The organism is Mesotoga infera, assembly GCF_900157305.1.
GTDB classification, from domain to species: domain Bacteria; phylum Thermotogota; class Thermotogae; order Petrotogales; family Kosmotogaceae; genus Mesotoga; species Mesotoga infera.
Genome location: NZ_LS974202.1, coordinates 2,413,398 through 2,432,482, shown reverse-complemented (window position 1 = coordinate 2,432,482; position 19,085 = coordinate 2,413,398). Strand labels below are relative to the sequence as shown.

Annotated in this window: 18 protein-coding genes; 2 read left to right on the top strand and 16 right to left on the bottom strand. The window is 48.0% G+C overall.

Annotated features, from left to right (window positions below):
* Positions 1 to 22 precede the first annotated feature (22 nt).
* From MESINF_RS11095 to MESINF_RS11020, 16 genes are all read right to left on the bottom strand, one after another.
* Positions 23 to 328, bottom strand: a complete 306-nt coding sequence (locus tag MESINF_RS11095) for a hypothetical protein (protein WP_169699873.1) — start codon at positions 326 to 328, stop codon at positions 23 to 25.
* 5 nt (positions 329 to 333) lie between these two features.
* Positions 334 to 1,350, bottom strand: coding sequence for a M23 family metallopeptidase (locus MESINF_RS11090; protein ID WP_231936739.1), 1,017 nt, complete (start codon positions 1,348 to 1,350; stop codon positions 334 to 336).
* Positions 1,347 to 2,540: a GTPase HflX gene (hflX, locus tag MESINF_RS11085; RefSeq protein WP_231936921.1), complete on the bottom strand. Its 1,194-nt coding sequence runs from the start codon at positions 2,538 to 2,540 to the stop codon at positions 1,347 to 1,349. The genes MESINF_RS11090 and hflX overlap by 4 nt, the downstream gene beginning before the upstream one ends.
* 64 nt (positions 2,541 to 2,604) lie before the next feature.
* Entirely contained in the window at positions 2,605 to 2,847 is a 243-nt protein-coding gene (gene hfq, locus MESINF_RS11080) for an RNA chaperone Hfq (protein WP_169699872.1), read from the bottom strand.
* A complete protein-coding gene (gene miaA / locus MESINF_RS11075) occupies positions 2,840 to 3,760 on the bottom strand; it encodes a tRNA (adenosine(37)-N6)-dimethylallyltransferase MiaA (protein WP_169699871.1) in 921 nt (306 codons plus the stop codon). Before miaA ends, hfq begins: the two co-directional genes overlap by 8 nt.
* The gene (locus MESINF_RS11070) at positions 3,757 to 4,539 is read right to left on the bottom strand and encodes a class I SAM-dependent methyltransferase (protein ID WP_169699870.1); all 783 of its coding nucleotides are present in this window, start codon (positions 4,537 to 4,539) and stop codon (positions 3,757 to 3,759) included. Before MESINF_RS11070 ends, miaA begins: the two co-directional genes overlap by 4 nt.
* Entirely contained in the window at positions 4,539 to 4,718 is a 180-nt protein-coding gene (locus tag MESINF_RS11065; protein ID WP_231936738.1) for a hypothetical protein, read from the bottom strand. The genes MESINF_RS11070 and MESINF_RS11065 overlap by 1 nt, the downstream gene beginning before the upstream one ends.
* 56 nt (positions 4,719 to 4,774) lie before the next feature.
* On the bottom strand, positions 4,775 to 7,114 hold the full coding sequence (locus MESINF_RS11060) for a carbohydrate ABC transporter permease (RefSeq protein WP_169699869.1): 2,340 nt from the start codon (positions 7,112 to 7,114) through the stop codon (positions 4,775 to 4,777).
* A gap of 81 nt (positions 7,115 to 7,195) precedes the next feature.
* On the bottom strand, positions 7,196 to 8,524 hold the full coding sequence (locus tag MESINF_RS11055; RefSeq protein WP_197712670.1) for a carbohydrate ABC transporter permease: 1,329 nt from the start codon (positions 8,522 to 8,524) through the stop codon (positions 7,196 to 7,198).
* A gap of 18 nt (positions 8,525 to 8,542) precedes the next feature.
* Positions 8,543 to 9,376 carry a dihydropteroate synthase gene (folP, locus tag MESINF_RS11050; RefSeq protein WP_169699867.1) on the bottom strand — a complete coding sequence of 278 codons (834 nt, stop codon included), beginning with the start codon at positions 9,374 to 9,376 and terminating at the stop codon, positions 8,543 to 8,545.
* Positions 9,377 to 9,381: 5 nt separating this feature from the next.
* Positions 9,382 to 10,962: a CTP synthase gene (locus MESINF_RS11045; protein ID WP_169699866.1), complete on the bottom strand. Its 1,581-nt coding sequence runs from the start codon at positions 10,960 to 10,962 to the stop codon at positions 9,382 to 9,384.
* Positions 10,959 to 11,828 carry a deoxyribonuclease IV gene (locus tag MESINF_RS11040; RefSeq protein ID WP_169699865.1) on the bottom strand — a complete coding sequence of 290 codons (870 nt, stop codon included), beginning with the start codon at positions 11,826 to 11,828 and terminating at the stop codon, positions 10,959 to 10,961. The genes MESINF_RS11045 and MESINF_RS11040 overlap by 4 nt, the downstream gene beginning before the upstream one ends.
* 17 nt (positions 11,829 to 11,845) lie before the next feature.
* The gene (gene lepA / locus MESINF_RS11035; RefSeq protein ID WP_169699864.1) at positions 11,846 to 13,657 is read right to left on the bottom strand and encodes a translation elongation factor 4; all 1,812 of its coding nucleotides are present in this window, start codon (positions 13,655 to 13,657) and stop codon (positions 11,846 to 11,848) included.
* Positions 13,658 to 13,785: 128 nt separating this feature from the next.
* The gene (locus MESINF_RS11030) at positions 13,786 to 14,799 is read right to left on the bottom strand and encodes a 3'-5' exoribonuclease YhaM family protein (RefSeq protein ID WP_169699863.1); all 1,014 of its coding nucleotides are present in this window, start codon (positions 14,797 to 14,799) and stop codon (positions 13,786 to 13,788) included.
* 177 nt (positions 14,800 to 14,976) lie between these two features.
* Positions 14,977 to 15,900: a helix-turn-helix domain-containing protein gene (locus MESINF_RS11025; RefSeq protein WP_169699862.1), complete on the bottom strand. Its 924-nt coding sequence runs from the start codon at positions 15,898 to 15,900 to the stop codon at positions 14,977 to 14,979.
* A gap of 204 nt (positions 15,901 to 16,104) precedes the next feature.
* The gene (locus MESINF_RS11020; protein ID WP_408631258.1) at positions 16,105 to 17,016 is read right to left on the bottom strand and encodes a glycerophosphodiester phosphodiesterase family protein; all 912 of its coding nucleotides are present in this window, start codon (positions 17,014 to 17,016) and stop codon (positions 16,105 to 16,107) included.
* Between the two features lie 138 nt (positions 17,017 to 17,154).
* On the opposite strand from MESINF_RS11020, the gene MESINF_RS11015 reads away from it, so the two are divergent.
* Both MESINF_RS11015 and MESINF_RS11010 read left to right on the top strand, forming a co-directional pair.
* On the top strand, positions 17,155 to 17,751 hold the full coding sequence (locus tag MESINF_RS11015; protein ID WP_169699861.1) for a GGDEF domain-containing protein: 597 nt from the start codon (positions 17,155 to 17,157) through the stop codon (positions 17,749 to 17,751).
* Between the two features lie 67 nt (positions 17,752 to 17,818).
* On the top strand, positions 17,819 to 19,012 hold the full coding sequence (locus MESINF_RS11010) for an MFS transporter (protein ID WP_169699860.1): 1,194 nt from the start codon (positions 17,819 to 17,821) through the stop codon (positions 19,010 to 19,012).
* Positions 19,013 to 19,085 lie beyond the last annotated feature (73 nt).

Sequence of the window (19,085 nt, the reverse complement as noted above, 5' to 3'; positions counted from 1 at the left end):
AATTGCCTCCTTATAGCTGAATCTATTCTTCGTACTCTTCTTTAGAAAGGAATTTACCACCAATTATATCAAAGGAGAGCGGCTTGAAGGCTCTGTTAAAGTCGGCGTAAATCTGGATCTTATTCTGACAATTGCCCCCAATGAACTCTTTGTCCAGTCTGTAAGCGCCTTTTCCCTTTCCGTAATTCACACTTATGTCATAGTATTTTCGTAAATGACTCCTGAATTTCTCTCCGCATTTCCCGCACTGAAAATGCACCACAACCGTGTTGCCGCTGTCATAGAAAGGATTTTTCGAAACATCTCTCTCTTTCTTTTTGAAAAACATTTCAACTACCTCCTCATGACTATCCTGAACTCTTTTGAAGCCTCATTCCCCCAGTGATCGCGTACCACGATTTTCGCATCCCTGGGGTTGCTCCAGTCGATATCGTCCCAGATGTTCACGGGTAGTACGCTCAACGATTTTTTGGAGTTGAGGTTGAACCAATAATCCGATTCGTTCGAGGGTGAGGAGTAGATTTCATAGACTCTAGTGGCCTCATCCTCGTCAAAAAACATAAAATCTATCTGATAGATCAAACTGTTTTCGACGTAGAGCTCTATACTTCTGGGGCTGACAGGATGTCTGAGTTGCACTTTGGTGTGGAGATCTATCGGGGTCAATGCGGTCATTTCAACGGTCGGTTTACCCGAAGAGAAACTATATATCTTTCCACCGACTCTCAAATCGAGTATCTCGATCGCAGAGGACGGCTGACCCGTATCGAAATAGAGCCCGGGATTGATAATGGTCTTCATCGTGCTGTCCCTGACTTCAATATGGAGGTGCGGAGCAACATTTCCACTGTTGCCGGATTTGGCCACCACTTCGTTGCGCTTGAAGGGCAGTTCTCTCGGATCGAAAACCACCTCTACGTACTGGTCGCCGAATTCAGAAGAGAGCTGGTGGTATAAATCGTTCAACTTTCTTCCCGTCAGTGAAGAGGTGTCTCCGATCTCGTTGAGGTGGGCGTAAATAACGTTTATACCCTTTTCGTTGGTGAGAACGTTCGTCACGTTCGGCAGGGTAATCGCGATGCCCATTCCGTATATCGGGTGATTGATGTAGATAACGTTTACATAAGAATCGTCCGGAGATACTAGATCGAGGCCGACTATACTTCCTGTAGAGTAATCCAGGCCCATGTGGAAGTGTTCCGGATAATTGATGTTTCTCGAATTGCCCCTGAACTCTCCAAAGTATCCGGTAATCTCGGGAGTTCTTTTGAGAGGAAAGGGCAAGATCGCCGAGAGCGATAGACCGGCCACCAGAGTAACTATCAGAACCGCCAACAGTTTTTTCATCATAAGCATTTTCCCTCCTCACAAATAGAAGAAATCATCCTTTCATGTATCTCATCGGAGGATAAGTACTGTATCTCAATCACATCTTCTCTGTACTCCTGCGATATAATTTCGAGAGAATCTCTGAATTTCATGAAGCAAACCAAACCATCTGGTTTCAATCTGAGAGTCCATATCTTTTTCTCCACGCCGAGAGCCCTTTGAATGGCCACGACGAGTTCGTCGATATTCTCTCCTTTGAGTGCGCTGACCATAACTGACTCTGGGAAGATGCATCGCAGCTCCATCAATCTTTCGGCCGTGCATCTGTCTATCTTGTTGAGCACATGGATACTCTCTATCTCTCCACTGCCGATCTCTTCGAGCGTCTTTCCGACGACCGCGAGCTTTTCCCTGACGGCCGTGTCAGAAGCGTCTGAGACAATCACTAGCAGATCTGAAAACCTGACTTCGTCGAGGGTTGCCCTGAAACTCTCCATCAATTCGTGCGGAAGTTCTCGTATGAAACCCACCGTATCGGAAACGAGTATCTGCAAACCCGAAGTCAATCTTACTCTCCTGACTCTAGTGTCGAGAGTGGCGAAGAGCTTGTCCTGAATCAGCAGATTCTCCCCGCTCAGGAGAGAGACTAGGGAAGACTTTCCCACGTTGGTGTAACCCACGAAGGAAACAAGGGGACTGGTGGAATCGACCCGTCTTTTTCGGGAGACTTCTCGCTGTCGTTTCAATTCCTCGAGCTCACGTTTAAGACGTGTTATCCTGTCCTGGGCTAGCCGCCTGTCGATTTCGAGTTTCTTCTCACCCGGTCCTCTGGTACCGATTCCTCCACCAGTCTGCGATAGTATTTTACCGTAACCCTTCAGTCTCGGCAACTGATACTTAAGACTGGCGAGTTCGACCTCGAGTTTCCCCTCTTTAGTTGTGGCATGGTCCGCGAATATCTTCAGGATCAACTGGGTTCTGTCTATTACTTTAGCGCCTAGATGCTTCTCGAGGTTGAAAGCTTGAGAAGGAGAGAGTTCGTGACGGGTGATAACGGTTTTGGCACCACAAGATTCCAACATTCTCTTGGCAAAATCGACCTTTCCTTTGCCGAGATAATGCCTGGGGTCGGGATAATCGAGATTCTGTATCACCGTTTCGACAATATTGTAGTTGGCCGTCCGCGCTAGTTCATTGAGCTCGCCGACGATTTCCGACCTGATTTCCTGTTCACCTGGAGAAAAAACAGCTATAAGCAGTGCGTCTATGCTTTTTTCAATCCTCCTTCTTGCCGGTCGTATTGGTCAGTCTCACGTATTTCTGAGGAACCATCATCTTTATGGCGTGCTTGTAAACAAGCGTCTGCTCCTGCCCATCTTCGAGAAGGACCGTGAAATTATCGAAGGACTTGACCATACCTTTAGTTTGAAAACCACCTTCCAAATACATCTTCACTTCAACCTTGTTGACCCTCAGCAGGTTTAAAAAACGGTCCTGCAGATTGAACTTTTCAGCCATAATTACCCCCCCAAACTAAGAGAATTGTTCTTTCAAGTGTCGATACAGCACAGGACTCAGTAAGATTCGAAAGATCGATTTCAAGACCCGAATACCTTCTGAACCAGATTATCTGACGCCGCGCGTATCTCCTTGTATTACATTTTATCTTCTCCAGAGCTTCTTGTGAAGAAATCAAACCCCTAATACATTGTACCATTTCGGCGTAGCCTATTGTCTTCAACGCATTGATATTTGCAGTGTAACCCATGGCTAAAAGTTCCCGCGTCTCTTCCATCAGACCCTGCCTGTACATCTCTTCGACTCGCGATTCGATTCTCCGATGTAGCTCACTCCGGGATCGGTTCAGGACGATCACTTTGAACCTGTCTGAAATTACTTTCTCGTTCTGCACTTCGCTCAGTGCCCTTCCTGTCAGGAAAAAGGCCTCGAGATACCTTATAGATCTCTTCAAATCGTTCTCGTGAAGGCGCCCGTAGGCCTTGCTGTCGATAGCCTTCAGTATCTTACGCAATGAGCCGGGGCTGGCCCTTTCGAGTTCGGCAAGGGCCTCGCGAACGCTCTCGTTACGTCCGGGAACGTTGGCCAGTCCTTTCATAAGAACCTCGGCGTACAGACCGGTACCACCGGCCAAGACCGGTATTTTCCCCCTGGATGTGATATCTTCGATCGCCTCCAGCGCCAGTTCTCTAAATGTCTTTACGTCGAAATCCTCATCCGGGTCCCTTATATCTATCAGCCAGTGTCTGAGACTTTCCCGTTCGCTTTTCGTAGGTTTGGCCGTTCCCACGTCCATGTGGCGGTAGATCTGTCTTGAGTCAACCGATACGACCTCTATGGGAAGTCTCATGGCTAACTTCAGTAGGAGGGCTGTCTTTCCTACGGCCGTTGGCCCGAGGATAACAGGTATCATCTCTTATCGACAACCCCGTATAGCACGCCGCTCTTCTTGCTTCCCCATAAACGGTCGAATTCGATCCCGAGCTCTTGGAAGAGAGTGTCCCTGGTTCGGCTTTTAAGTATGAATTTTCGGCGAGCTGCCCTGATCATCCAGTCAACATCATCTCTGTTTATTCTGTCATACACCGCGAAAGGCCTCAACGGATTTATCGAGTGTGAGCTGTACTGAGGTCTGTCGAACATTGGATCACAGTAAACTATATCATAAGAACCTTCTCCACAGCTCCTTACGAATTCTCTCAGGTCCCTGTTGTACAGTTCTATCCTGCCAGCGGCTTCCCTCGTCCAGTCGTCTTCGTAGGGGTAATTTTTCAAGCCGTGCGAAACAACCCTGAAGATGTGTTCTGAAGCCTCAAGCCCCACGACTTTTCCGTCGGGAAGAAAATTGGCGATCAGAAGGGCTTCGTTTCCCAGACCAAATGTGGTATCGAGAACCAGTTCAGTTCCCGCGAGTTCCATGCTTTTGATCAGATAATCGGAATCCTGCAACTTGATATTTTTCAGTCTGACTTTGGACATTCCAGGATGGAAGAAAAAGACTTCCTCACCCGAGCGTATTACGAGCTGGCCATTCTTGTCGAAGACGTAGTAGAAGTCCAGAACTTTCTCCTTTTCGTACTCCTTCAACCTGCTGCGTGATACGTATTTGACCCCCATCTCTTCGGCCAGATCTCTGGCCTTTGTCACTTCCTCCCTCGAAGGTTTGTACGAAGTTGTAACTATATAATTCATCAATAGACACCCGTGCCTTTCTCCTGCATCAATTTCCTCAACAATTCCAGCTCGGCCTCTCTTATCTGTATCTGTTTCTCCAGTTCGTTGTATAGCTTCTCCATGATCTCCAGCTTATGTTTCTCCTCTTTTAGCTTCGCTATCGCGTTGTAGTTAGTGATGAGAAGGAGTGAAAGCAAAAGAACCAGGAAGATAAAAATCCCCAGCGGAAAGATTTTCTTGCGCTTTACCCTGGCTATTTCAAACCACTCCTGGCTATTCCCGCTATGAAATACTTCTGGGTCAGCAGGAAGAGAATAACGACCGGTATAACCGAGAAAGTCGCGGCCGCCATCAGGAGATGGTAGTCGCTACCGGTGGCTGAACTGAAGTTTTGAAGTCCTACCGGCAGCGTTCTGATCTCCGGGCTTTTGGTAACGATCAACACCCAGAGGAAAGAGTTCCAGCTCCCGACGAACTTGAGCAACGCACCCGTAATCACGGCCGGTTTGGATAGAGGAACCATGACTGTCCACAAGAACCTCCATTTGGTGAGTCCGTCTATCATCGCGGCATCGTAAAGCTCGTTCGGTATCGTCATGAAATGTTGCCTCAATAGAAAGATGGCGAAGACGCTGACGACCCAGGGTACTATGAGCGCGTAATATGAATCGATCCAACCCAGAGCGGTGAGGGTTATGTAATTCGGTACCAGGAGAACTTCTCCGGGAACCATCATCGTTGCAAGGAAGAGTGTGAAGATAAGATTCTTGCCGAAGAACTCCATTTTTGCGAAGGCGAAGGCTGCCATTGCAGCGAATATTATCTCGGCAAAAGTGGTGACTATCGCCACGAAGACGGTGTTGAAGTAATACGTTCCGAATGGTGCGGCGTTCCATGCAGTGACGTAGTTCTGGAAAAAGTTACTTATTGTCTCGGCGAACGTGAAGTTCGCTTTCGCCGAGGAGACATCGTCCTTGAACCAGACGGCCGGGATACCTTTAAGCTTTATATCGAAGGATTTTGAACCGGAGGGGGAAATCAAACCTCTAAGAAAGACCTTTTCGACCTCGTCGGGTTTAGAAACGAGGTCGAGCTCGGTGAAGATGTCCGAGTGCATCTTCGAGAAACTGCCAACCATTTCGGTCTCTTCCCACCTTCTTCTTATGAATCTGGCGAAGATTTCGGGATCGCTCTCGCCGGCAAATCTGGAGAGTCCGGCCGAGACTTTGCCATAAGTTATACTCTGCCCTGCCGTAGTTGCAACTTCTCTTACAATCGATTCCAGCTCCTGATAGGAGCTCTCCGAGGTCATGATCTGTCGAACTCTCTCCTCGAGCGAGGGATCGGCGGCCACAAGGAGCGACGTTCTCAGGAAGTTCATGGCTTCGTTGACCGCTTCCAGTACGGCTCGGGGATTGGAAAAGTGGCCCGCCAGACTGTTCCTGTAATTCTCATCCAGGTAAGTAAGAAGTATGGTGACGGCGTTCCTTATGTTCGACGGCGTCAGAGTTGACTTTAGATACTCCTTCGTTGCCGGATCGGCCTTCCAGGTGTCGAGGGCCTTTATCACCAGTCCGTGGACCTGTTTATCGGTCCTTATCCTCCCCACTATCGAACCGCTCGAGAGCGATGCTGTCTGAACACTATCGTAGAAGTTTCTTGCCTCTACGTAGAAATCCATGAGGTCAGCCCAGCTAATCAGCCCGTCGGAGACGCTTTCCAGGGAGCGTTCAAACTGGTTCACAAGCATTGTTAACCTCGGATCCGAAGATGCTTTCGATCTGGCCAGAGAGAGCGACTCCTGTGCGTCCACTTCTAACTTCGAGATGTTCTCGCGCATGAGTCGTATTATTGTCGCCAGCTCGGGCAGAGACGTCACACCCGAAGTACCCGTCCTATAGGAATCCAGTCCGGTCATAGCCGCCTCAAATGCAGACACCGTATCGTTAAAGATATCACGGATCTCTTCGCGGAGTTCGGCCTTCAACTGTTTGGTGGAGTCATTGTCAATCGGGAGGTCTTTGAATGTTGTCTCGGCAGATTGAAGGAGTCTATCGATCGTGGATGAATAAAGGGATTTCATGGAGTTTACCAGTACGACTCTCCTGATGAAGCCATTATCCTGATAGATGGAAATCCCGAAAAAGCCGTCGAAGAAAGCTCCCGGATCATCCGTGCTTAGCTTTTCGAGCTCGCCGGAAAAGGTCTGTGGAAATGAACCTTTCAGAGAGAGAAACTTCCCGACAAGCTCTCCGTAGCGAGCCATGTCGAGATTAACCGCGTATGAGGCTGGCGAACCGTTGTTCGAGAGAAGCAGTATTTCAATCTCGCCGCGCACGATCGGGTCATCGTCGAGATTAACCGTGAGCGTATCGAAACTACCCACGCTCTCCAGAAGGGCCGCGAAGTTTCTGAATTCACTCAGACTGAGCGTTGAAAGATCCACGGACGTCGAGGAGCTCTTCTGCCTGATTCTGGTATTGAACTGGAATGAACTTGCAGCGTTTTTGGTCGTCCATACAGGCGGCCAGGAAGACACTTCGCTCGGTGCTTTGAAAGACGTATCAACCATCCATGCGAATGGTACCAGCATCAGGAAGGCCCCCCCAATGATGAGAACATATACGAAAATCTTCGAAATACTCCTTGCAGATGATGTATTCACAGCGACACCTCATCCCTCGTAGTGTACACGCTTCTTCCCGACGTATAGTTGCACCATCGTGAGAAGAAGGATTATCATAAAGAGAATATAGGCGGCCGCACTGGCCACTCCCATCCTCTGCTGATTGTAGAAGGCGTCGAAGACATAGTAAACCAGTGTGAGTCCGCTCTTGTTGACCGGGCCGGGTAAGCCCTGATACAGAATGAATATCTGGGAGAAGACTTTGAAGGCTCCGATCATAGTTATTATCATTATGAAGAAGGTCGTTCCCGATAAAAGAGGCCATGTGATGAACTTGAATTTTTGCCAGGAACTGGCTCCATCCACATCGGCCGCCTCGTAGTAGGATCTGTCAATGTTTTGAAGACCGGCCAGAAAGATCACGGCTGTGTAGCCCACGTGCTGCCAGACTGAGACTATGGCGATTGTAGGTATCGTCCAGACCTCCTCTTTGAGCCATGCGATCTTCGGCAGGTTGAACCACGACAGAATGTAGTTCAGAAGGCCAAACTGGTCGTTAAACATCCACTGCCAGACCAGTGAAACGGCGACTACTGATGTCACAAAAGGTATGAAATACGCCGTTCTGAAGAGCGAGCGGAGCTTAATGTTCTTGTTGAGCAGTACGGCTATCAGGAGGGCCAGCGCTATCTGTGTCGGAACAGAAAGTACAACATAATAGATGGTGTTGAAGATTGACTTCAAGAAATCCGAGCTCTCTTTGGCCAGCACGAAGTACTGTAAAAAGTCTATGCTCTCTTTCAATAGAACCCTTGAGAGAAGGTAGTATATCCCTATGAAAAGCATGAGCGTTACCCACTGGCTCGACTTCATCTTAAAGCTCTGTATCGAACCTCTGCGTTTAAATAATAGCGCAAGGCCGAAGGCAACCATCGCCAGTCCATAAAGTATCCCGGCAACTGTCAAACCGGCAGACAAATTTCTCAAAATCACATAACCGGCAAGAATTGACGCAAACAGTATATAAAGAGTCGCGTGGCCTTTTTTCGGCTTATCGTATTTACTCACACTGCAGAGAAAGTAATGGACAATCTGAACCAGAACCAGAGTCGTAACCACATAGACGGCCATATTGATGATCGAGTAAAACAGATTCATCTGAACGGGGTACGAGATTCTGAAGAGTTCCTTGTAGTTATCCAGACCTATGAAGTAGCGCGAGGCCGAAGTGTAATCCCATTTGAAAAAGCTCAAGACAAGAGAGAAGACTATCGGCCATAAAGTGAAGACACCAAGGATCACCAGTGAAGGAAGGAGAAACAGATAGGCTTTCCAGGTCTCTCTCCAGTATTTTTTCGATTGCCTGTTGTAAGACAAAACCTTACCTCCCATTCATTATCCGGTGGATTTATCAATCAACTTCAGTATATCAAAGATTCTCCGGTGCTCTTCAACGTCGTGGACTCTCAATATCTTCACTCCCTTCAGATAGAGATAAGTGGAGACGGCGAGAGTTTCCTCGAGCCTTTCCTCTACGGGCAGGCCGGAGACGTATCCTATGAAGCTTTTTCTGGAATGGCCCACCAGCACCGGGTACTTCAAACAGGTGAAATCCGTGATTTTCCTGAGAATCTCGAGACTCTGCAGGGCGTTCTTTGCGAAACCAATGCCGGGATCGAGAATTATTGCTTCCTCCCTCACTCCTCCCGCCACGGCCTTTTCGCAACGTTCAAGCAGTTGCTCCTTAACCTGAGATACTACATCGGAGTAATTGGTTAGCTGGTTCATAGTCGAGGGCGTACCTTTCATATGCATTATTATGACCGCGGCCTCGTTCTTCGCCACCACCTCTATCATAGCGGGATCAATCAACCCTGTTATATCGTTGACGATGTCGGCTCCCTCCGAAAGTGCCTGCAAAGCAGTATTGCGATTGTATGTATCGACAGAGATGATCGCCTCAGGTCTTAGCTCCCTGATGCCCCTAACGACAGGAACGACTCGGCGGACTTCCTCCTGCCAGTCTATGGCTTCGGCCCCGGGTCTTGAAGATTCACCGCCTATATCGATTATAGAAGCGCCGCTGTCGAGCATTTCCATCGCCCTTTTCACGGCGGTTCGTGTATCGGGGACCCTGCTTCCGGGGTAGAAGGAATCGGGTGTAGTATTGATTATACCCATTATCACTGGTGAGGAGAGGTCCAACGTTCTACCGTTTCTGAAATCCATAACCGTCAATCCCTTTTTCGCCCCCTGATTTTTTCAACGAAGAGTCTGAATAGCGGACTGGGGCGGCCGACTTTCGAGCCGAACTCCGGGTGGTACTGAATTCCAAGGAAGAAATCTTTGTCTGGCAACTCTATGGCCTCTACGAAAGTGGCCTTGGACGAGATCACCATTCTGCCGGAAAGGTCCTCACCCGGCTCGTTGAAGAGATCGCGGAAGTCTTCGTAGTTAACTTCGTATCTGTGCCTGTGCCTCTCATGAACCAGACTGGTTCGGTAAGCCTCCATGAGAAGAGTTCCCTCCTTTATTGGAGTTTCCTGTGCCCCCAGTCTCATGGTCCCGCCAAGTTTGAGTATTTTTTTCTGTTCCTCCATTATATCGATCACCGGATATGGCGTCGCCGGATCGAATTCGGTGGAGTTAGCTCCTACAAGGCCGGCAACGTTTCTGGCATACTCTATAACCATTAGCTGCATACCCAGACAGATGCCCATAATGGGTACATTGTTCTCTCGAGCGTATCTTATCACAGCTATCTTTCCTTCTATACCTCTTTTTCCGAAACCCCCGGGAATTATTAAACCTTCGTATTCGGCCAGGGTGTTTTTGATCTGCTCCTGCGTCATGTCCTCAAAGATCTGCGAGTCGAGAACATCCGGTTTACTGGCGCCGCACAGGCAGATGCTCTCGGATATGCTTTTGTAAGCGTCATCCGTTCCAAGATACTTACCGACTATGGCGATCTTCGAAGGGATGAAGTTTCTCGGGTAGTCCCATTCGAACCTCTCCTCTATCTCGAGGTTAAGTCTGGTGGCTATCTTTCTGTGGATGCCGTAAGAGTAAACAATCGAGGGGACATCGTAAACGTTCTTCGAGTCTGGCAGATTGAAAACCATCTCCCTCTCTACGCCGCCGAAAAGGGCTATCTTTCTCAGCTCGTTCTCCTCGACAGGCTCCTCCGATCTCACCGCGATCATCTGCGGTTGTATGCCTATTCTCCTCAAGAGCTGCACCGACTGTTGAGTGGGTTTAGTTTTGAACTCACTCGTGACCCTTAGGTAGGGTACGTAGGTTACGTGAACGAAGAGAAAGTTCTCGGAACCCTCCTCAACCCAGAGTTCCCTGATAGCCTCGAGAAAGATCTCACCCTCGATATCGCCCACGGTTCCGCCGATCTCTATCATGATCAGCTCACCAGGTATCCTTCTTATTCTGCCCTTTATCTCCTCGGTCACGTGGGGTACCATCTGGACGGTTGCCCCCAGGAAGCTCCCTTCTCTTTCTTTGTCAATTATGGTTTTGAAGATCTGGCCGGCCGTCATGTTATTCTCGCGTCGCATATCCTTTCCAAGGAACCTCTCATAATGGCCTAGGTCTAAATCGGCCTCGTAGCCGTCCTCCGTTACGAAAACTTCACCGTGTTGATTTGGATTCATCGTACCGGCATCTATATTGAGGTATGGATCTATCTTCAGGGTGTTAACCTCCACCCCGCACTCCTTCATAACACGGGCTATGGAGGCCGAAAGTATTCCCTTTCCGATTCCGCTGAGCACTCCTCCCGTCACTACCACATACTTCTTCTTCATAAACTGTTCTCCCGACTATTCAATAGTTCTTTTATGTACTTGATCTCTTCTTCATGGTCGGCGTCTCCGCCGGGAGTTTCCAGAAGCCAGGGCTTTTGCTGTATCTCTTCACGGGAGAGAAACTCCCTGAATCCCCCGTCCATGCCTATATAACCTTTGCCTATGACTTCATGTCTGTCCTTGCCGGCGCCCAAAGGAAATTTGCTGTCGTTGAGATGTATCATCTTCAATTTCCCGTAGCCGACTGTGGAGTCGATACTCTCTATAAGAAACTCCGTCCCATCGACAGTCCTGATATCAAAACCAGAGTCGAAACCGTGACAGGTATCGTAGGTTACACCTATTCTCGAAGGCTCAGACGATCCATCTATAATGCTCTTCAGTTCCTCGAAACTGCTACCTATATGGTTGCCCTTGGCAGCGACGTTCTCTAGAAGAAGCATCACATCGCTATCCAGATTTTCGCTCAGAACGATATCGATTCCCCTCACAATCCTGTCTATTCCGGTCTGGAGACCGTCTCCCAGGTGACTCCCCGGATGGAAGTTTAAAAACTTAAGCCCCAGAGAGGCCGTGATCTTCATCTCGATCGAAAGCAACGCTACCGACTTTTCCCAGACCTCCTCGTTGGACGAGGCTAGGTTTATGAGATAACCCGAGTGGACCATGCAGGAATAAGGATCAATGCCTTTGTCTTTCATCTCGCTCTTGAAGATCCGGGTAACTTTATCTTCGGGTAGAGAGGCTCTCCACATCCTGGGACTGTGTGGAAAGATCTGGAAAGTGTTTCCGCCTATCTTTATTGTGTCTTCGGGGACTTTATCGAAGCCCTTCGAAGTAGACATATGCGCACCCAGCTTTATCATGATATCACTCCGCGCTTTCATTCCTCATCGCCGATCCGCAAAATTGCAAGGAAAGCGTTCTGAGGAATCGTTACCTGACCTATCTCTCTCATTCTCTTCTTTCCTTCTTTCTGTTTCTCCAGCAGTTTCATCTTTCTAGTAACGTCCCCTCCATAGCACTTGGCAAGAACATCCTTCCTGAGGGCCTTTATATCGCTACGAGCAATTATCCTGCCACGGGCCTTGGCCTGTATCGGTATCTGGAACTGATGCTGGGGTATTAGTTCGCTCAGTTTGTCCACAACCTTTTTGGCTACCGCGTACTCTTTATCCACATGAACTATGAAAGACAGTGAATCCACGGTTTCCTTGTTGACGAGTATGGTCACCTTGACCAGGTTCGATTCTCTGTAACCGATGATATCGTAATCCATCGAGGCATATCCCCTCGAGAGTGCCTTCATCCTGTCGAAGAAGTCGAACATTATCTCCGAAAGTGGTGTCACGAACTTCATGACCACTCTGTTTTTGCCAGCGTTCTCAACGGCTTTGAACTCGCCCCTCTTTTCGGTGGTTATGAAGCCGATTAGGTTGCCCATGTAATCGGATGGAGTGATTATAGACAGCTCTACGAAGGGCTCTTCGACCTTTGCGAACTCTCCCGGCTCGGGAAAACTGGCCGGGTTAGTAATCTCACGAACAGTCCCGTCGTTCATGGTTACCCTGTAAACTACGTTCGGCGCCGTTAATATGCAGGTTATCTCGAACTCCCTTTCGAGTCTCTCCCTGACCACATCCATATGGAGCAAGCCGAGAAAGCCCACCCTGAAACCGAAGCCCAGCGCCGGCGAGCTCTCAGGTTCAAAGACCAAGGCTGCATCGTTCAATTTGAACTTGTCAAGAGCCTTTCGCAGCTCTTCGTAGTACTCGGGCATACCGGGAAACATACCAGCGTAAACCATGGGTTTGGCGACTCTATAACCGGGAAGGGCCTCGGGAGTGGAGTTAGTAGCGCCTGTAATTGTATCGCCGATTTTGGCGCTTGCCACTTCTTTTATTACGGCTATGATGTAACCAACCTCCCCAGCGTCGATAGAATCGGTGGGAACCATCTGCGGAAGGAAGTAGCCGACCTCTATAACCTCGAAGATTTCGCGAGAGGACATCATCATGATTCTGTCTCCGCCCCTGACCGAACCTTCGAAAACTCTGACATGAACAACCACGCCCCTGTACTTATCGTAAACCGCATCGAAGATCAATGCCTTGAGCGGAGCCAAAATATCCCCCGAGGGCGGCGGAATGCGCTCAATCACCGCTTCGAGTATCTCCACGACACCTTCTCCCGTTTTGGCGCTCGCCAGTAGACATTCTTCGGCTTTGTAGCCTATCAGATCGACTATTTCGGCCAATGTTTCCTCGATGTTTGCATTAGGAATATCTATCTTGTTCAGAACCGGTATCAGCTCGAGGTCGTTCTCTATTGCCAGATAAGTGTTTCCCACCGTTTGGGCCTCAACGCCTTGAGAGGCGTCCACAAGGAGAATCGCCCCCTCGCAGGCTGCCAGACTCCTCGAAACTTCGTAATTGAAATCAACGTGACCGGGCGTGTCTATTATATTTATCTCGTAAGTCTTCCCGTCGCGGGCCGTGTAATTAAGTTTTACGGGTTTGGACTTGATCGTTATTCCTCTCTCACGCTCGATGTCCATCGAATCCATGAACTGATCCTTCATGCGCCGGTGCTCGACAGTGCCTGTTATATCTAGAAAACGGTCAACCAGCGTCGTCTTTCCGTGGTCGATATGGGCGATAATCGATATGTTTCTTATCAGATCTCTACCAAACATGAAATTCCCTCCCACCGATCAAGAAGAATTGTAACATGCTATGGTCGCGGTAGTTTTAACCTCCCGCGAAATTGTAGTGATTACGAAGAAAAAGAATCGTCGTCCATTAAGACAAAGGTTCATACATCTTAGTGGTTTCCTTTGTATAGTCTGCTCTGGAACATTCGCGAATACTCGGTCCAGGAAGAATCTTCCTGTGTCACGGCGGCCATGGACTCGAAATGATCGAGCCTTGCGTCGAGGTTGTCGCACAGCGCTAGAATGAACGCCTCTCTGGTCTTGGGTGTGACGGGAGAACCGTACTGTAATTCACCGTGATGGCTTATAATCGCGTGGATCAGCTCGCTGGCCAGAGTCTCGGGAAAGCCGTCGATCTTCACGATCGCTCTCTCAAGAATCCTTATTCCTATCGCTATATGTTCCTCGAGCTGACCGCGATCGGTGTATTCGAAGGCATAATCGTCGGTTGAATAGGTTTTTACCTTTCCTATATCGTGCAGAAGCGCGGCGACAACCAGAATATCCCTGTCGATACTATCTCGCGAAGGCGAGAGCTCGTATATACCCAGGGCATACCTGGCTACTTGCAGACTGTGACTGGCGAGACCACCTATTAGGGCGTGGTGATAAGTCTTGGCTGCTGGAGAGTCGAAAAATTCTTGGCAGGATCCATTTTTTCCCAGCAAACTATCGAGTAATTCTCTCAAAAACTCATTTTTCACACTCTCGATCAGCCGTTGTATTTCGGATCTGAGAGCGGCGATATTGCTAATGACCGGTATGAGCTTGGTGATAGAGCCCGCACTATAAGCCTCCATTTCATCGGGCGTGAAATTTCGCTTCACCTTTATACTGAGTCCGTACTTCTCGTCGTGCATATAATCGGCAAGCGCTATATGTCCAGCACGCGGTTCAATAACTCCAGAGTCTCCTATCCATGCCTTGGACTCGATCCTAATCCTAGAGTCTCCAACGGTGCAGATGTAGTACGGCCCGCGACTTCCCTCTATTTTTTCGGCCGAAAACACAAAAAAGAAGCCTGGCTTCATGTTGACAAAATTTTCAACCTTGTTCTGGAGTGCGCTGTATGATTGGAGTATCTCCGACAGTGTAGGATAATCGTCTTGCTTTCCCCTTATCATCTTAATTCTCTCCTTTCGGCCACTCTTGATTTCGGTTAAGTCTTTACTAATCATAGACTCCGAACGATATTATCTATGTTCATGAATCCTTTTTCAGAAAGCAGCAAATGGAGGGAATTACCTATCATCAAGTGTAAGAATCAGAAACCCCTGAAGTCAGGGGTTTCATTACAACTTCTATTTCCACTTTTTCAGAGGTCTCACGGGACGGCAAACGGCGTAGCCATATTTTTCTGGATCGCTTCTTTGGTAGATCGGATTTTCAGCGTTCCATTCGCAGCCGGAATCTGCTGGATTCCAGCTCCATGCAAGATCGTTCACTGTTGACATAACTACGTCGTTGTTCTCCTCATATACATATGGTGGGTAGTAAAAGACAATGTATTCACTCTCTGAAATAATAGAGCACTCCATACCTTCTGGAACTTCTCCTTTGTAATCGATCGGCACTTCGATCCCATACAAGTAGCCATGCTTACCACCTTCAAAATACCAGCCGCCGACCTGGCCGCGAAGACTCGGGATGCTCTCCAGCAGACCTGTAACTGTTTGGCAATCCTGACCGGGAATGCTTTCCTGAAGCTCCCAGAAGTGGAAATATCCCTTTGCTTCAATGTTTCTGATCCCGATAAACTTGTGTGCGGGCAGTTTTTCGAACTTCACCTCGACCTTCATTTTGATCTTTTCTAGTTCTTTCTCGATCAAATTGCACCTCCTTTTTAAACCGAGAACATAGGGATCATAGACAATTCTTTTCAACAGAAGGGGGATCGGTCTTGGAGAGGATCTGTACTCCTTCGGAGAAACCGAATAAGCTTTCTTGAACGATCTACTGAATGATGCTTGCGAGGAGAAGCCTCCATCGAGGGCTATCTCGGCTATCGATTTTTTGGTGTCCCGTAACTCCAGTGCAGCCTTGCAGATCTTTCGAAGCCTGATATAATCCCTCAGTCTCATTCCAGTGAGAGCGTGGAATTTCTTGGTGCAATAGAAAGGCGAATAGAAAAGGCTCTCGCTTACTTCAGAAAGCGATGGGCTATTATCCAGATTCCGCTCTATAAACTCTATGATCTGCTGAACGTTCTCGTGCCATTCATACATAACGATCCCTCCCGGGAAGAATATACCGGAAAAGAAAGGCGATTTCTTGATCCGAGTTGCACTCTAAACGGCTTTATGTATATACATATTTCATAAGTCCTTTCATTTGCGGTTTATGTGTTTGTATCGTTCATATCTTCATGTTTTGAATGGTTTCTCGATCTTGCGGATAACGACGAAGTTTTTTTATTAGGCGATATCCGATCACCTGAGTAGCTTTATCAATCTGTCGGGATAATCTGTGATCATCCCATCGATGCCCAACTCAATAAGTCTCTCCATCTCGGAAGTGTCATTGACCGTCCAGGGAATTATATCAAGCCCTGCATCGTGTGCGCTTTGTATCCAGCCATCTGCCATGATTGTGTAACTGGGAGCTACTATATCAACTCCTATACTTGCGAGCATTTTGCCAATGTCAAAACCGAATTGCCACAGTTTCAATCCATCGGTCCAGGCAGTCTTATCGAGGTTGGTCGAAGATACTAGAGCCGCAGTGAGTACATTTCCGTCTATTTCATCGACTATTTTTAAGGCTTTCCAGAAGAAGGACTGAATAATAACGAATTCGCCTATCCCATACCGCTCGACCAGATCCATTACACTCTCCACATGCTGACGCAGATCGACCGTCAACTCCGGTTCTATTGGGGAGGCTTTTATCTCAATGTTCAGGCGAACCTTCTTTTCCGAAAACGTGTTATAAGCTTCCACCATTCGAATGACTTCTTCGAGAGTGGGAATGACTTGACCATTTGCCTGGAGTTGATCTGGCCATTTTTCGGGTTCGGCTATGCTTCCGATATCGTATTCTCTCAGACGGGAAAGTGTCAGATCCTTGATTAGAACTCTTTCAGTTATGAATTGTCCATTTTCGCGAACCCTTTCGGGGCTTAGGAAAAAATCGTGATAGACCACCACCACGCCATCGGCAGTTACGACCGTATCCAGTTCTATCGTATCAACACCCAGTTCCAGAGCATACTCAAAGGCCAGAAAAGAGTTTTCCGGCATCAGTCCCCGGCAGCCCCTGTGGCCTTGGATATCGAAGCCAGCCACGAAAGTCCCTACCAGACAAAAAAGATAAATCAGCAGTATCTTCCCCCGAAATTTCAATCGAATCACTCCCATGAATTCAGATATCATTCTCACTATTCTATCAGGCTTGGGCGTGAAGATTTAAGATCGGCTAAAAGATAATGAAATATATTGTGTGTAATATCTGTTTATAAATATATATATATGGAGGTATATATGAGTTTCGATGAATGGAAGAGCAGACTTGAACAGCTCGCGAAAGAAGGACCATTTGCAATCGCAGATATTGATATCGACAAGTTTGCGGAGATCAACAGTGAATTCGGCAGGGATTGCGGTGATAGGGTCTTTGAGATACTCGATAGGACTTTAAGAGAAAACCTCCCCGATAAACTTTCGTATGTGAGGTTTGGAGACGAATTCTTCATTTATAGCAGCGAGTATACTCTTGAAACTCTGTTTATGGAGATGCAGGATCTGAAGCAAACTATCGCCAATCTCTCTTTCGAATGCAGGGGTAAGATTGTCAGATTCACCGTGAGTGGCTCGGTTGGAGAATTTCCCAGGAACGCCTCAACCGTCGAGAAGCTTCTCAACCTTCTATCTGAGGGTATGAGGAAAGCTAAGATTGGAGGGAGGGGACAGGTCATCTTCGCCCCTCTTGAAAGGGAGTCGAAGATGGTACTCAAGTCGAACTACTACCTCAAATCCCAACTTGATGGACTGACGAAGTTGACCGCTCTTCTCGGTCGAACCGAGTCTTCGCTCTTGAGGGAGGCTCTCGACGATTTGTTAAGGAAGTACCGGCTTTAGAGAGTATTATCAGTAAACGATAACTGGTGGCCGGAAGGCCACCTTTTTTATACGGGAGATTCTTATCATGAGAGAGAAAATGGAACGCAACGTTCGCGTTTACAAACGTTTTCGGTTTTCACAGAATATGCTAATAATAGGACCGGTACTCGTTCCTTACATGATCTTCAAAGGACTCTCCTATTCGGAGATCATGCTTTTACAATCAATCTCGGCCGTTTCCGTCGTGCTTTTCGAAGTACCAACAGGTTCTATCGCTGACAGGGTCTCGAGAAAGTTTTCATTAGTTATCTCCTCTTTGATAATGGGGATCGGACTGTCCATGTACATATTTATGAAGGGTTTTGCAGCCTTCGCGATTGCTGAAGTCCTGTTCGGTCTCGGACTCACTTTCAGCTCGGGAGCCGATTCTGCAATACTTTACGAGAGCCTGTCAAGAATCGGCAGAAAGGGCGAGTACAGCAATATAGAGGCTGTATCAATGTCACAGATATTCGCAGGTCAGGCTGCAGGCTCCGTCGCGAGCGGTTTTCTCTATTCTCTCTCCCCATATATACCTTTTTGGATCTCTGTGGCGATGCTATTCTTATCGGGAATCTTTTCGCTCATGTTCGTCGAGCCGCCGGAAAGAATGAAACCCAAACAGTCCTACCTTGTTCACGTTGCAAGGGTTTTCGGTACGGCTTTTCAAAAGCCAAGAGTACGTTGGGCGATGTACTTCGCGGCTTTGATGGGTGTGATGCTCAGGGCAACTTTCTGGCTTTATGAGCCTTATTTCAAACTGATAAATCTCGATATAGCCTTTTATGGGGTTGTCTTCGCCATTTTCAATCTTGTGAGCGCTTTCTCTTCGAGGTACATGGTCAAAACCATGGGAAGTGTGAGACCCAGGAAAGTTCTTATGACAATGGGATTCATGATCTCCGGAGCATACCTTCTACCTCTCCTCTTCCGTGGTTTCTTTTCCATAGTCCTTCTCCTGCCCGGGCAGCTGGTAAGAGGCATGTACACACCGGTGATGAGATTCTACGTTAACAACCAAGTGGAAGACAGTTTCAGGGCTACTAAGCTTTCTATAGTGAGTTTGAGCGCCAACCTTTCCTTCTCGATCTTCTCACCCCTGATAGGCGCCTGTCTTGATGGGATCGGAACGGTTCCGGTTTACTTTGCCATGGGTGTGATAGCGGCCGTTGTCAACCTTTCCCTCTTGCAGCTTAGAAGAGTACACAAAAGGAAGGGAGCCGTCATCGGGGGTGCATAATGGAAAAGTTTCCGGCGAACTTGAGAATAATCCCGAGTCCGGGCGGAACTTAGACACGGACTCCGGATTTTAC